The following is a 13184-nucleotide window of genomic DNA, read 5'->3' on the forward strand; positions in this document are numbered from 1 at the left end:
GGGCCCGAAGGCCCGGGGTTCCTCGCATCAACCGCTGAACCCGCGCGGCGGACCATAGGATGCTCGCCGTGAGAACACCAGCCATTGTCAGAAACACCGTAGCCTGGGCCGCCCCCCACTGGGCCCGGGGCCAGGCGGGGCGCGAGACCCCGCCCGACCTGTTCAGGGTCCTCTACTACGGCTGGCTGGTGGCGCTCACCCTCAAGCTGCTCGGCTCGGCGTGGGACGTGTCGTGGCACTTCAAGTGGCTCCGCGACGACCTCGCGCCGCCACACCTGCTCAACTCGGCCGGCACGGTGCTGGCCGTCGCGCTGACCATCGTCCACGGCTACACCGGCTACGGCGTCGACAGGTCCGCGCTCCGGCTGATCCAGTGGGGCACCGGGGTGTTCCTCGTGGCGGTGCCGCTCGACCTGATCAACCACCGGGTCAACGGGCTCGACATCACGTCGTGGAGCCCGTCGCACATCATGCTCTACGCGGGGACGTTCCTCATGATCGCGGGTGTCATCCGCGGCTGGTTCATGGGCGCGCCCCCGGGCAGGGAGCGCACCGTCGTGCTCGGCGCCTTCTTCGCGTTCTTCCTGGAGAACGTCCACTTCCCCGAGCAGCACCAGGAGTACGGCATCCTGTCGATCGGCGCCTGGGACAACGGCGCCACCTACGCCGAGCCGATCCTGCTGCGGTTCGCCGCCGACCAGATGGGCCGCCCGATCGACCGGGTGATGATGACGGGGTTCGCGCTGCCCGTGCCGGACACCCTGTATCCGGTCTACGCGGTGGTCGCCGGCCTGGCCGTGCTGGTCGTCGCCCGGATGATGATCGGCAGGTTCGGCGCGGCGACGCTGGTGGCCGCCGGTTATGTCGGGTTCCGCACGCTGATCTGGCCGCTGCTCACGTTCACCGGCTTCCCGCCGTCGGCGGTGCCGTTCTTCCTAGTGATCGGCGGGCTCTGCGTCGACCTCGCGTTCGCGGTGCGGATGCCTGTCGTGCGCGCCGTGCTCGGCTCCGCCGGGGTGACGGCCGCCGTCTACGGCGCGCTGGCCGCGCAGAGCGCGATCATGGGCCAGGTGTACGGCACGCTCACCGGCCAGTCGGGCCTGCTGGGCGCCCCGCCCCTGGTCATGTCGTCGGCCGTCTGGGCGGGGGCCGGGCTGCTGGCCGTCTGGCTGGCCTGCGAGTGGCTGGCCGGGCGTCAGCCGATCGAGGCCCGGGTGATCGCCACCGCCACGCCGTAGGCCAGGCCCATCACGGTCAGCTCGGCCGTCGCCCAGCCCACGACGGCCGTGGTCGCGCCCCGGTGGATGCCCGGCAGCAGCCGGAAGCGGATGTGCGCGGCCAGCGGCACCAGCAGCGCGGTCAGGGCCACCTTGACCACCACCAGCAGGCCGTACTCACTGGTGACGATCGCGCCCGGCAGCTCGACGCCTGGCGTGAGCGCCATCGTGCCGAGCCCGCTGATCAGCCCGGACAGGCCCACCAGCACCAGGCACACGGTCGCGACCCGGGAGAACCGGGGCAGGGCGACGGCCAGCAGCTCCTTGCGCGGCGCGACGAACACCGCGACCGCGCCCAGACCTCCCGCCCAGAGCGCCGCGCCCATCACGTGCGCCTCCATCGCGATCATGATCGGGTCGTGCCAGACCGAGTCGACCGCGTGGCCGGTGACCGGGATGGGCAGCAGCCCGAACAGGGCCACCACGATGCGCAGCTCGGCCGGCACCTTCTCGCCGAAGCGCACCGCCATCAGCCCGATGCCCGCCGCGGCCAGCGCGCACGCGGCGCTGAACAGCAGCCCCTGGCCGGTGCCGACGGTGTCGACGTAGCCGGCGATCATGCCGAGCGTGGGCACGCCGCCCGGGTTGAGCTCGGCCGTCTGGAACACGATCGTGAGCAGCGCGCACGCCGCCCACGCCCACGCGGCGGTGACCGTGAGCGGCCGCACCCGGCGCATGACGGGCTCGGTGCGCTCCGGATCGTCGTAGCCGAGCAGCTTGGACAGCAGGCTGAGGCCGACCACGGCGACCGCGGCGACGTCCAGGAGCACCCGCACGACCGGCAGCCCGACGGCCACGACCGGACCCGGCATGGGGATGCCCGGCACCGCCTCCTGCGCGGTCAGCGTGCTGGCCACCACGGCCGCCACGACCGCGCCCACCGCGAACGCGCCCGCCGCCGACCACCCGCCCGCCCGGCCGTCCGCTCGCTTTCGGGCGGCGGCCGTGACCGTCACGCCGGCCCCTCCTGATCCGTCGTCGCCACACCCACCGGCGCCGGACCGGACGCGCCCCGAACCGGCGCCCCGTCCGTGTCCCGTACCGGTGGTGTGTCATGGGCCGATGCCGTATCGCGGCTCGGTGCCGTGTCGAGGGCTGGCGGTGTGCCATGGGCCGGTGCCGTGTCGGGCACTGGCGGTGTGTCATGGGCCGGTGCCGTGTCGGGAACTGGCGCCGTGTCGCGGCCCGGTGCCGTGTCGTTCTGGTCCGGTGCCCCGCCGGGTTCCCGGGTCGGCGGTGCGCCGTCGGGGCCGGGGGCGGCCCGCCGCAGGGCGACCGCCGTGCCCACGGCCAGGATCAGCAGCGCCCCCACGATCCACACCACGGCCATGCCCGCCCCGCCGTTCGCCGCCGCCTCGGCCGCATCGGCGGCCTCGGCCCCGACATCCTGCCGCGCAGGGTCGCCCTGCGCGGGGTCGCCCTGTGCGGGGTCGGCTTGGGTGGGGTCACCCTGTGCCGGATCCGCCTGTGCCGGATCCGCCCGTGCCGGGTCGGCCTGTGCCGGGTCGGCCTGTGCCGGGTCGGCCTGTGCCGGGTCGGCCTGTGCCGGGTCGGCCTGTGCCGGGTCGGCCTGTGTGGGGTCGGTGGGGAGGGCGGAGGCCTTGGCCGGGGCCAGGGAGAAGGTGATCTTGCCGGTGACCGGGTGCCCGTCGGCCGACAGGATCCGGTAGCCGACGACGTACGCGCCCCCCGCGGGCAGCGGCCCGACCTTGACGGACACCCGCTCGGCGGCCACCGTGGCGGCCCCGTCGGCCCAGGACGAGCCGTCGGCCCCGGTCACGCCGATCTGCGCGTAGCCCCGGCGTACGGGCTGGTCGAACACCAGTGTGATCCGCTCGGGAGAGGAGGACAGCGTCGCTCCGTCCTTGGGGTCGCTGCTCGCCAGCACGTTGTGCGCCAGGGCCGGGGGTGAGATCCCCAGCCCGGCGCAGGCGAGCAGCAGGACCGTGAGTAGCCGCCTCACCGATCAGCACCTTCCATGGGACGTCATGCGACATCCATGGTCCCACCCATGAGGGACCCGTTCGGCGCCCGTGAACCGCGGCGGTCAGGCCCAGATGCCCATCAGCTTCCAGACGCGCCTGCTGAAGGCGTTGACCAGGCCGATCTCCGCGCACAGCTCGCGGGTCCTGCTCACCGAGTCGCGGATCTCCTGTCTGGCGGCCGGGTTGCGCAGGTAGACCTCGGCCACGACGTCGACCGGGATCCCGAACCGCTTGATCATCGATCCGGGCGGGGCCAGCATGATGCGGGCCATCACGCCGAGGACGATCGGCGAGATCACGCCCAGCAGGAAGCGGCGGTGTCTCGGCATCCTCGGCACCCGGTCGCGCAGGTAGTGGCGGGCGAAGGAGATGTGCCTGGCCTCCTCCGCGATGTGGATGCGCATGATGATCTCCTCCAGCGGGTGGTGCGGCCGGTCGTCCTTGAGCACCCTGCGCTGGACGTGGTCGATCGGGTCCTCGCCGCCCAGCACGAACACGAAGAACAACTCGGTCGAGATCAGCGGGATCCACGGCGTCACCTGCGCGATGGCCGACAGCGGGCCGGGCATGCCGCGCACGGGGAGCTTCGTGCGGTTGACGAACTCCTGGAACATCATCCCGTGATGTCCCTCTTCGATGGTCTCGTGGTAGACGTAGCGGAATTCGGGGGAGCCGTTGGGCAGCCGGTAGGCGAAGTTCAGCAGGCCCCGCTTGAGCAGGTTCTCGAACTGCAGCCCGATCTTCATGGCCGTGGTCACCCGCCACAGCCCGATCAGCGCCCTGGTCTCGGGGGGACGGCTGCGATACCACGGGTGGCCGCCCAGTTTGTCGACGTCCGGCAGCTCCCAGCGCGGGTCGGTCCGGTCGATGAGGAAGTCGGGGTCGTCCCACGGGATGTCGCGGTACGGCTCCCAGTGCTTGTCGACCGAGGCCTTCGACAGGCGTTCGACGACCGCCCGGTAGGCGCTCCGGTCGGGGGCGGTGGTAGAGCTCGGCGCAGGTGTCATCGCGTGCACTCCTCTCCTCGCCCGCTAATTGTACGGACCATCCAATAAGTGTGGAAGGGGGTTCACAGATCGGTGGGCGTCAGGCCGAGCTCCGCGGCGGCGGCCGTACGGACCAGATGGGTGATCCGGCGCCGTGACAGCGTGCGGGGATGCACGTGGGTGTGGATCGCCAGCCCGTCGATGAGCGAGAAGATCCGCCAGGCGGCGTCCTCGGGGTTGGCGCAGACGAAGTCGCCCGAGGCCACGCCGTCCTCGATGATCCCGCGCAGCACCGTCCTGCCCTGCTCGTCGAGCCCGCGCGAGGTCTCCTCGAGGTCCTGGCTGCGCATCGCCTCGGCCCAGGCGTCGATCCAGAGTCGCCACCCGTCCGGTGAGCCGTTGGGCGAGCAGCGCCTGAGCAGTGTCCGCAGGCGGTCCAGCGGTGGCCGCTCCAGGCGCTCGATCTCCGCCAGCGTCTCGCGATGCTGGCGGGCCGCGTAGTCGAAGGCTTGGGCGAACAGCCGGTCCTTGGTCTCGAAGTGGTAGAACAGCAGCGCCTGGCTCACGCCGGCGGCCCGGGCGATGTCGAGGGTCCTGGTGTGACCGAACCCTCGCTCGGCGATCACCTCGCAGGCCGTCTTCAGCAAGTCCTCGCGCCGTAATCGGCTGAAACCTGGAGTCACAGCGGGCCACTTTAACCAGTGGGCAGGACGATCAGTAGGACAAATCGGGCACCAGGTATGGGAAGTGTCACCCGGATGGCTCCTCCGCGAGCGGCAGCCGCAGGACAAAGCGGGCGCCGTAGTCGGAATCCTCGATGACCAGGGTCCCGTTGTGCGCCGTGGCGATCTGCCTGGCGATGGGCAGCCCCAGCCCGGTGCCACCGGCGTCGCGGCTGCGCGAGGCGTCCAGCCGGATGAAGCGCTGGAAGACGGTCTCGCGCTGGTCGGGCGCGATGCCGGCGCCGTCGTCGAGGACCTCGATGTAGGCCATGTCCCTGGTGCGCCGCACGGCGACGATGATCGTGGACTCCGCGTGACGTTCGGCGTTGTCGAGCAGGTTCGTCAGCAGGCGGGTCAGTTGTATCCGGTCGCCGGGGACGATCACGTCCGGATGCAGGGTGGTGATGACCTTCTTGGTGCGCGGTCTGGCCGTCTCCGCCGAGACCAGCTCCGACAGGTTGACCGGCTCGCGGGCCGAGGGCGCGCCCGCGTCGAGCCTGGCCAGGGTCAGCAGGTCGGTCACGATGGCCTGCAGCCGGTCCAGACTGCTCATCAGGGCCTGCCCGACCTCCTCCCAGTCGGCGTCGGCGGGATGCAGCACGGCGTCCTCGAGCTGGGTGCGCATCGCGGTGATGGGGCTGCGCAGATCGTGGGAGGCGTCCGAGGCGAACCTGCGCTCACGCTCCACCGCGTCCTCCAGCCGGTCGAGGGTCTGGTTGACGGTACTCGCCAGCTCCCGGATCTCGTCCGCGTTCCGCGGGACCCGTACCCGCTTGCCCAGGTCGGTGGTGGTGATCTCGGCCAGCTCGGCGCAGATCCCGTCCACGGGGGCGAGCGTCTTGGCCACCACCCGCGACACGCCGAACCGGGTCAGCAGCACCATCACCACCGTGAAGCCGGCGAGGGAGCCGACCAGTGCCGGATGGATGTACCACGGCACCTCTTCCACGATCGAGTAGACGAGCCAGTCGCCGCCGTCCTGGTAGGCGCGGAAGATCGCCATGAACTGGCAGTCTCCGGGAAAGTCCGGCAGGTCGCAGGTGATCAGGGTGCGGCTGGCGGTGTTCTCGGGCACCAGGGTGCTGACGCGGGGCCGCCCGACCAGATTGGGCGTCGAGGCCATCGCCTTTCCCGCGGCGTTGAGCACCTGGATTCCGTCCACGTCGTCTTCGGGGATCACGGTGGGCAGTTCGCCGCGTTCGAGATGGTGGACCGTGCTCAGCGCGGCGTTCACCGCTGAGGCCCGGCGCCAGTCGTCGGCGGTGCGCTCCGCGGCGTACATCACGAGCAGGCTGATCAGGATACAGAAGAGCGCTGCCGCGACGCCGGCCCAGAATGTCAGCCGCGCCCGGATGGAGCTCCCGAACCGTGTGATCACACCCTTCCCCCCGGTAATCAGATGAGCACACTAGGTCGGCTTCGCTCCAATTAGCGGAGATTCAGCTCCAAATTCGGATAAAACGCCCAAAATACTGCTCTATGCGTGCTGCGGCGGGCTGGTTAGAGTAAGTGAACACTGATGCCAAGGAGACGATGTGAACCTTGACGAGTATCGGCGTACCGCCAGGTCGTGGCTGGAAGCCAACACCCCGGCAGCGGACGCGGCGGAGGCGGACGGCATCGCCCGCGCCAAGGAATTCATGGCCAGGCTTTACGATGCCGGATACTCCGGCATCACCTGGCCCGCGCGGTGGGGCGGCCAGGGCCTGACCCAGGCCGAGGAACGCGCCTTCGCCGCCGAGTCCCGCGACTTCACCCTCCCAACGTACGTCTTCTCCATCGGCCTCGGCATGACGGGCCCCACGCTCGTCGACCGGGGCACCGACGCGCAGCGCGAGCGCTTCGTCCGGCCGCTGCTGCGCGGCGAGGAGATCTGGTGCCAGCTCTTCTCCGAGCCGGGCGCGGGCAGCGACGTCGCCAGCCTGCAGACCAGGGCCGTGCGTGACGGCGACGACTGGATCGTCAACGGGCAGAAGGTGTGGACGTCCGTGGCCCACCACGCCGACTGGGGCCTGCTGCTGGCCCGGACCGACGTCGACGTGCCCAAGCACAAGGGCCTGACCATGTTCATCGTGGACATGCGGCATCCGGGGGTGACGGTCCGGCCGCTCAAGGACATGTCGGGCAGGGCCAATTTCAACGAGATCTTTTTCGATGACGTCCCCATCCCCGACGAGCATCGGGTCGGCGAGGTGAACGACGGCTGGAGTGTCGCGGTCACCACCCTGCTGCACGAGCGGCTGTCGATCTCGTCTGGCGTCGGCATGGGCAGGCGGAGGGACGACCCGACCGCGGTGGACGGGCTGCGCCGGCTGGTCGACACCACCGACCCGCTGGTCCGCGACGAGCTCGTCGAGCTGCACATCCGCTCCCGGGCGCTGGCCCTGTTCAACCAGCGCCTGGCTCAGGAGACCAAGGCCGGTCTCTTCCCCGGCGCCCGCGGCAGCGCGGCCAAGCTGCTGCTGGCCGAGCTGACCATGTACCAGGCCGACCTCGCGACCCGGCTGGCCGGTCCCTCCTCCGTCGTCGGCGGCGGCGCGCTGTCGCAGGCGATCTCCCTGGCGCCCGGCATGGCGCTGGGCGGCGGCACCAACGAGATCATGCGCAACATCGTCGGGGACCGGGTGCTCAACCTGCCGCCCGAGCCGCGGGTGGACAAGACCGTGCCGTTCAAGGACCTGAAGGTGGGGACCCAGGGGTGAAGCTCGTACTCAGCCAGGAACAACAGGAGCTCCGCGACACCGTCCGCTCCTTCCTGGGCGCGGTCTCGCCGCTGCCCAAGGTCCGCGAGGGCTACGACCCGGACGTCTACGCCCGCCTCAACGGCGAGCTCGGCCTGTCGGGCCTGATCGTCCCCGAAGAGCACGGCGGAGCCGGCGCCGGCTTCGCGGAGCTGGCCGTGGTGCTGACCGAGATGGGCGCGGCGCTGCTGCCCGGCCCCTTCCTGGCCACCACGTTCGCCACGATCGCGCTCACCCGGGTGCCCGACAAGGAGCTGCTGACCGGCATCGCCGAGGGCCGCGTCGTCGCCACCCTCGCCCAGCCGCCCGCCGGCGCCGGTCTGACGGCCGACAGCGCCGACGGCGGCGTGGCGGTGCGCGGCACCCTGGACCAGGTGCTCGGCGGCATGGAGGCCGGCGTGCTGCTGGCGCCCGCTCTGACCGGTGACGGCGTGGCGCTGGTGGCCGTCGACCTGGAGGGCGAGGGCGTCACCCGCACGCCGCTGGAGACGCTCGACATCACCCGCGGCCAGGCACGGGTGGAGCTCGACGGAGCGCGGGGCCGGGTGCTCGGCGCGCCGCCGCAGGACGGCGGCATCGGCGACCGGCTGGCCGTCGCGCTGGCGGCCGAGCAGCTCGGCGTGCTCCGCGCCTCGCTGGACGCCATCGTCGCCTACGCCAAGATCCGCGTCGCCTTCGGCCGCTACATCGGCTCGTACCAGGGGGTCAAGCACAAGCTCGCGGACATGCACTGCAAGCTGGAGCAGGCCGAGTCGATCGTCCGCTTCGCCGCCTGGGCCGCCGACGAGTCGCCCGAGGAGCTGCCCGCCGCCGCCGCGCTCGCCCAGGCTTACGTCGGCCGGGCCTGCTTCGAGGTGGCCCGCGACCACCTGCTGCTGCACGGCGGCATCGGCTTCACCTGGGAGCACGACGCGCACCTGTTCTACAAGCGGGCCAAGACCGACGAGGTGCTGCTCGGCCCGCCCCGAATCCACCGCGCCCGCCTCGCCGAACTCCTGGAGCTGTGAAATGGACGTCAAGCAGTTGCCCGGCTTCTACGCGATCGCCGCAGCCGACCCCGGCCGCCTCGCGGTCATCGACACCGACGGCTCCGAGACGACCTACGGAGAGCTGCTCGCCACGGTCAACCAGGTGTCCCACGGCCTGCGGGCCCGCGGGCTCGGCACCGGCGACGTGGTGGCCGGCGTGCTGCCCAACGGCATCGACGCGGTCGTCATGCTGATGGCGACCGGCCAGGTCGGCATGTACTACGTGCCGATCAACTGGCACCTCACCGAGACGGAGATCTCCTACATCCTGGGCGACTGCGACGCCAAGGTCGTGGTCACCCACGAGTCCCACGCGAAGTCCGTGCCCAACGCCGACCTCGGCACCGGCGCGCTCGCCGAGGGGCAGCCGGACACCGCGCCCGCCGACCGCACCACCGGCGCGGTGATGTGGTACACCTCCGGCACCACCGGCTTCCCCAAGGGCGTGCAGCGGCCGCTGCCGGGAACCGAGCCCGAGGCGATCGCCCCGCTCTACGCGTGGTTCTTCGGCGAGGTGGTCGACCTGACGCCGGGCGACGAGGTGCACCTGGTGACCTCGCCGATGTACCACTCGGCGCCCTGCGCGCACACGCAGTTCGCGCTGCACCTCGGGCACACGGTGGTGATCACGCCGAGGTTCGAGCCGGTCAACATCCTGGAGCTGATCGAGCGCTACCGGGTGACCAACGCGATGATGGTGCCCACCATGTTCCACCGGATGCTGCAACTGCCCGACGACGTCAAGAGCAGGTACGACCTGTCCAGCCTGCGGCAGGTCATCCACACCGGCGCCGCCTGCCCGGTGGCGGTCAAGCAGGGGATCATGGACTGGTGGGGGCCGGTGCTGTACGAGTACTACGGCTCGACCGAGTCCACGATCGCCTTCTCGGTCAAGCCGCACGACTGGCTGGCCCGGCCCGGCACCGTCGGCAAGCCGGCGCCCATGTTCGAGGCCAGGATCCTCGACGAGCAGGGCGAGGAGCTGCCCGCCGGGGAGCCCGGCATGATCTACATCAAGTCCGGCCTCGGCACGTTCGAGTACCGCAAGGACCCCGCCAAGACGGCCGCCAGCATGCGCGGCGAGTGGTACGCCCCCGGCGACATCGGCTACATGGACGAGGACGGCTTCCTGTTCCTGTGCGACCGGCGCACCGACCTGATCGTCTCGGGCGGGGTCAACATCTACCCCGCCGAGATCGAGGCCGCGCTGCTGGAGCATCCCGCGGTCGCCGACGTGGCCGTCATCGGGGTGCCCGACGAGGAGTGGGGTCACAACGTGGTCGCCCTCGTGCAGCCGGCCGAGGGCGTCGAGGCCGGCCCCGAGCTCACCGCCGCGCTGCTGGAGCACTGCGCGCCGCGCATCGCCAAGTTCAAGCATCCGAAGGTGATCGAGTATCGCGACGAGCTGCCCCGCACCCCCACGGGCAAGCTGTCGCGCTCGAAGGTCAGGCAGGAGTATCTGGCCGGGGCGTGAACACCAGCTCGTCGCTGTAGCGGTCGTCGCCCAGCAAGAACCTGGTCGCCATCGTGCGGTCCGCGGTGTCGAACACCGTGGTCCACAGCGTGCGGGGCGGCGGCGCGGCCTACGCCTCGGTGTGCCCGAGGTCGGGGCCCGCGGCGAACCGCACGGTCGGCGTCGCGGCGTGCAGTTCGAGCACCACGAGCTCGTTGCCGGTCACTCGGAGCAGGGGAGCGGGCACATAAAGGCTCCGCTGTGGCCCTCGGTTCCAGTACCGGCCGAGGCAGAACCCGTTGATCCAGGCGACGCCCTTGCCCCAGGCTGAGGTGTCGAGGAACAGGTCCAGGCCGGTGTCGGCGGCGTCGAACCGGGCGAGCGCGAACGCCGGTCCGGCGACCGCGGCGTCGACCGGGGTGCCGTCGCGCAGCCTGCTGGTCACGGCGTTGATGCGGTCCAGCTGCAAGGGACGTACCGTCCACCGGGAGACGGCCGTCCCGTCGAGCCAGGCGGGGCCGATCAGCCCCTTGGGCTCGCCGATGCGCGGGCCGTAGTTGACCCTGCCGAGGTCCTCGACGAGTAGTTCCACGGAGGAGTCGCCGGAGATGGCGATCATCCGTTCGCCGTGGTCGCGGCTGAGCACGCCCCGGCCGCGTCTGCCGACGAACACCTGTGCCCGGTCCCGGACTTCGGCGAAGCTCAGCACGCCGTCGGCCGGCCCGTCCAGGGGTGCGGCGTAGAGCCGCGGGGCGGCACACGCTGAGGGTACGCGTCCTCGGACAGAGCGGAGCGCCCGGCGGCGGGGTCTGGGGCAACGTCGACCGCCTCGTCGTGGAGGACTCCTCCTGGAGCCAGTGCGCCACCGAGGGGCAGACCTGCGCTTTCACCGGCACCTCGGAAGTGCGCTACGGAGCCGACGGCAACGACGTCCGGGCCGTGCACACCGGCGGCGTCGCCTGTACCGGCGCCGTGTTCGGCCACACCACGCCCGGCGTGGAGCGGTGCTGGCGCCGCGACGTGTCCACCACGCAGCTCGTGGCCCAGCACAGCCAGCAGTGCCTGGGCGTCAGCGACGGCGCCACCCCCGCGGGCACCGACGTTATCCAGTGGCCCTGCACCGGCGTCACCGACCAGCGCTGGGCACTGGGGAAGACGGCCAACGGATATAACCTCAAGCCAGCGCACGCACCCGGCATGTGCCTGGACGTCACTGGAGCCGCTACGGAGCCGGGCGGGGATGTCGTCCAGTACGGCTGCAACGGCTATCCCAACCAGCTGTGGAAGCTCGCCAAGGCGTAGTCCGGGCCGGGGCCGTCGGACGGGCTTCGCTTCGTCCGACGGCCCCGGCATTCGTGTCGATCCCCCCGTCTCATGGCACCCGCCCCCTGGAGGTCTCCATATCCACGTCCATGAACCGCCGGCAACTTCTCACGGTTGCCGCGCTTACCGCCGCGACCGCCGTCGGCGGTCTGGCGGCGTTCCAGCAGCCCGCCGCCTACACCGTCCCCACCCGGATGGCTTGGTGGTACGCCGCGCGCTTCGGCATGTTCATCCACTTCGGCTCCTGCTCCTACCTCGGCCGCGGCGAGTGGGTGTTCAACGACGAGAACCGGTCGAAGGCCGACTACCAGCAACAGGTCTTTGCGGGCAGGGGATCAGGTTCGGGCTTTACTACTCGATCCTGGACTGGAACCACCCCTCGCAGACGATCCGGCGATCGGACGTCGTCTTCTCGACCATGTCATCGCCGCAAGCGTCCTGCGGGCCCGGTTCACGGTCGGGCTCATCGCCGTGGGAGCCCAGGCCAGCCTGCGCGCCTCCTCGGTGAGCGCCCGGCCGATCTCGATTGCGAGCCGGTGAGCGTCAGGTGGTGCACGATCTGGAAGTCGTCCCTGCCGCCCGCTATCCGCGTCATGTTCATGGCGGCGAGCCTGCGCCCGGCCGCTGACCGGCGCCTTACCGGCCGCTGACCGCCCTGCGGAAGCGCTCCGACAGCCTCAGCACGGCCTCGGCCAGCTCGGGCGGGTCGACCACCTCGAAGTCGACGCCGAGGAACCCGATCCAGGCCGCCATCCCGTTGAGGTCGTCGCCGCCCATCCTGACGAGGCAGGTCGCGTCGTCCACCGGCTCCGGCTCCAGCTCGGCCCGCAGGTGGCTCATCCGCTCGGCCGGCGCGTGCAGCAGCACCGTCGCCCGGTAGCGCCACATCGCCGTGTTGACGCCCTTCTCCACGTACGCGGCCACGTCACCACCGCCGGGCAGCTCGCGCGGCGTGAAACGCGGCCCCGGCGGCGTGCGGGGCTCGATCCGGTCGACCCGGAACGTCCGCCAGTCCTTCCGCTCGACGTCGTAGCCGACGAGGTACCAGCGGCCACGCCGGTGCACGAGCCGGTGCGGCTCCACGTCACGTGTCTTCGAGGCGCCGTCGTGATCGGTGTAGTCGAAGCGCAGCCGCTCGTGATCGCGGGCCGAGACGGCGATCGCCGTGAGCACCCCGGGCGGCACGGACGGCGCCTTGCCCGGGATCTGCACGGTGTAGGCGTTGAGCGCGTTGACCCGGCTCCGCAGTCGCGACGGCAGCACCTGTTCCAGCTTGGCCAGGGCGCGCACGGAGGTCTCCTCGATGCCCTCGACGCCGCCGCCCGCGGCCCGGCCCAGCCCGACCGCGACCGCCACGGCCTCCTCGTCGTCGAGCAGCAGCGGCGGCAGCGCGGCCCCCGCGCCCAGCCGGTATCCGCCCGCGACGCCGGGCGTGGCGTGCACCGGATAGCCCAGGCTGCGCAGCCGCTCGATGTCGTTGCGGATCGTCCTGGTCGAGACCCCGAGCCGTTCGGACAGCTCCGGGCCCGACCAGTCCCTGTGCGCCTGGAGCAGGGAGAGCAGTTTGAGCAGGCGGGCCGAGGTGTCGAGCATGCCCCCAGTCTGCCCGCTATCGCGGAAGACCGGGTTCCGCGATGACGCGGATCTCGCCCGTGCCGGTCGGCAGGAC

General features: G+C 71.3%; 13 protein-coding genes. 6 read left to right on the plus strand and 7 right to left on the minus strand.

Translation table 11 applies throughout. The features are described 5' to 3' along the window. Positions 1-68: 68 nt before the first annotated feature. Positions 69-1238, plus strand: coding sequence for a hypothetical protein (locus tag AB0C16_RS01950; RefSeq protein WP_357677876.1), 1170 nt, complete (start codon positions 69-71; stop codon positions 1236-1238). Here the strand turns inward: AB0C16_RS01950 and AB0C16_RS01955 are convergent. The 5 genes from AB0C16_RS01955 to AB0C16_RS01975 all read right to left on the minus strand — a co-directional run bounded on the left by AB0C16_RS01955 (position 1196) and on the right by AB0C16_RS01975 (position 6348). Beyond that, positions 1196-2233 carry a CopD family protein gene (locus AB0C16_RS01955; protein WP_357677879.1) on the minus strand — a complete coding sequence of 346 codons (1038 nt, stop codon included), beginning with the start codon at positions 2231-2233 and terminating at the stop codon, positions 1196-1198. The two genes, AB0C16_RS01950 and AB0C16_RS01955, sit on opposite strands and share 43 nt — an antisense overlap. After that, positions 2230-3240: a copper resistance protein CopC gene (locus tag AB0C16_RS01960; protein ID WP_357677880.1), complete on the minus strand. Its 1011-nt coding sequence runs from the start codon at positions 3238-3240 to the stop codon at positions 2230-2232. Before AB0C16_RS01960 ends, AB0C16_RS01955 begins: the two co-directional genes overlap by 4 nt. Positions 3241-3324: 84 nt before the next feature. Next, complete coding sequence (locus AB0C16_RS01965) at positions 3325-4269, minus strand: diiron oxygenase (protein WP_357677882.1); 945 nt, start codon at positions 4267-4269, stop codon at positions 3325-3327. Between the two features lie 62 nt (positions 4270-4331). Continuing rightward, positions 4332-4931 (minus strand): TetR family transcriptional regulator C-terminal domain-containing protein, encoded by a 600-nt coding sequence (locus tag AB0C16_RS01970; protein ID WP_357677884.1) that lies wholly within the window; start codon positions 4929-4931, stop codon positions 4332-4334. 67 nt (positions 4932-4998) lie between these two features. Further along, positions 4999-6348, minus strand: a complete 1350-nt coding sequence (locus tag AB0C16_RS01975; protein WP_357677886.1) for a HAMP domain-containing sensor histidine kinase — start codon at positions 6346-6348, stop codon at positions 4999-5001. Between the two features lie 157 nt (positions 6349-6505). Here AB0C16_RS01975 and AB0C16_RS01980 point away from each other — a divergent pair, with 157 nt between their 5' ends. The 3 genes from AB0C16_RS01980 to AB0C16_RS01990 are packed head-to-tail and all read left to right on the plus strand — an operon-like array spanning position 6506 to position 10213. After that, positions 6506-7672, plus strand: a complete 1167-nt coding sequence (locus tag AB0C16_RS01980; protein ID WP_357677888.1) for an acyl-CoA dehydrogenase family protein — start codon at positions 6506-6508, stop codon at positions 7670-7672. Continuing rightward, positions 7669-8718 carry an acyl-CoA dehydrogenase family protein gene (locus tag AB0C16_RS01985; protein WP_357677890.1) on the plus strand — a complete coding sequence of 350 codons (1050 nt, stop codon included), beginning with the start codon at positions 7669-7671 and terminating at the stop codon, positions 8716-8718. Before AB0C16_RS01980 ends, AB0C16_RS01985 begins: the two co-directional genes overlap by 4 nt. 1 nt (position 8719) lies before the next feature. After that, positions 8720-10213, plus strand: coding sequence for an AMP-binding protein (locus AB0C16_RS01990; protein WP_357677892.1), 1494 nt, complete (start codon positions 8720-8722; stop codon positions 10211-10213). Between the two features lie 109 nt (positions 10214-10322). Here the strand turns inward: AB0C16_RS01990 and AB0C16_RS01995 are convergent, their stop codons facing one another. Continuing rightward, a complete protein-coding gene (locus AB0C16_RS01995; RefSeq protein WP_357677893.1) occupies positions 10323-10901 on the minus strand; it encodes a hypothetical protein in 579 nt (192 codons plus the stop codon). 23 nt (positions 10902-10924) lie between these two features. Here AB0C16_RS01995 and AB0C16_RS02000 point away from each other — a divergent pair, with 23 nt between their 5' ends. Both AB0C16_RS02000 and AB0C16_RS02005 read left to right on the plus strand, forming a co-directional pair. After that, positions 10925-11494, plus strand: a complete 570-nt coding sequence (locus AB0C16_RS02000; RefSeq protein ID WP_357677895.1) for an RICIN domain-containing protein — start codon at positions 10925-10927, stop codon at positions 11492-11494. A 110-nt stretch (positions 11495-11604) separates the two neighbouring features. Next, the gene (locus AB0C16_RS02005; protein ID WP_357677897.1) at positions 11605-12165 is read left to right on the plus strand and encodes an alpha-L-fucosidase; all 561 of its coding nucleotides are present in this window, start codon (positions 11605-11607) and stop codon (positions 12163-12165) included. Here AB0C16_RS02005 and AB0C16_RS02010 read toward each other — a convergent pair. Further along, complete coding sequence (locus tag AB0C16_RS02010; protein ID WP_357677899.1) at positions 12152-13108, minus strand: YafY family protein; 957 nt, start codon at positions 13106-13108, stop codon at positions 12152-12154. The genes AB0C16_RS02005 and AB0C16_RS02010 overlap by 14 nt on opposite strands. Between the last annotated feature and the right edge of the window lie 76 nt (positions 13109-13184).

This window comes from Nonomuraea sp. NPDC048916 (assembly GCF_040649575.1).
In the GTDB taxonomy this organism is placed as follows: domain Bacteria; phylum Actinomycetota; class Actinomycetes; order Streptosporangiales; family Streptosporangiaceae; genus Nonomuraea.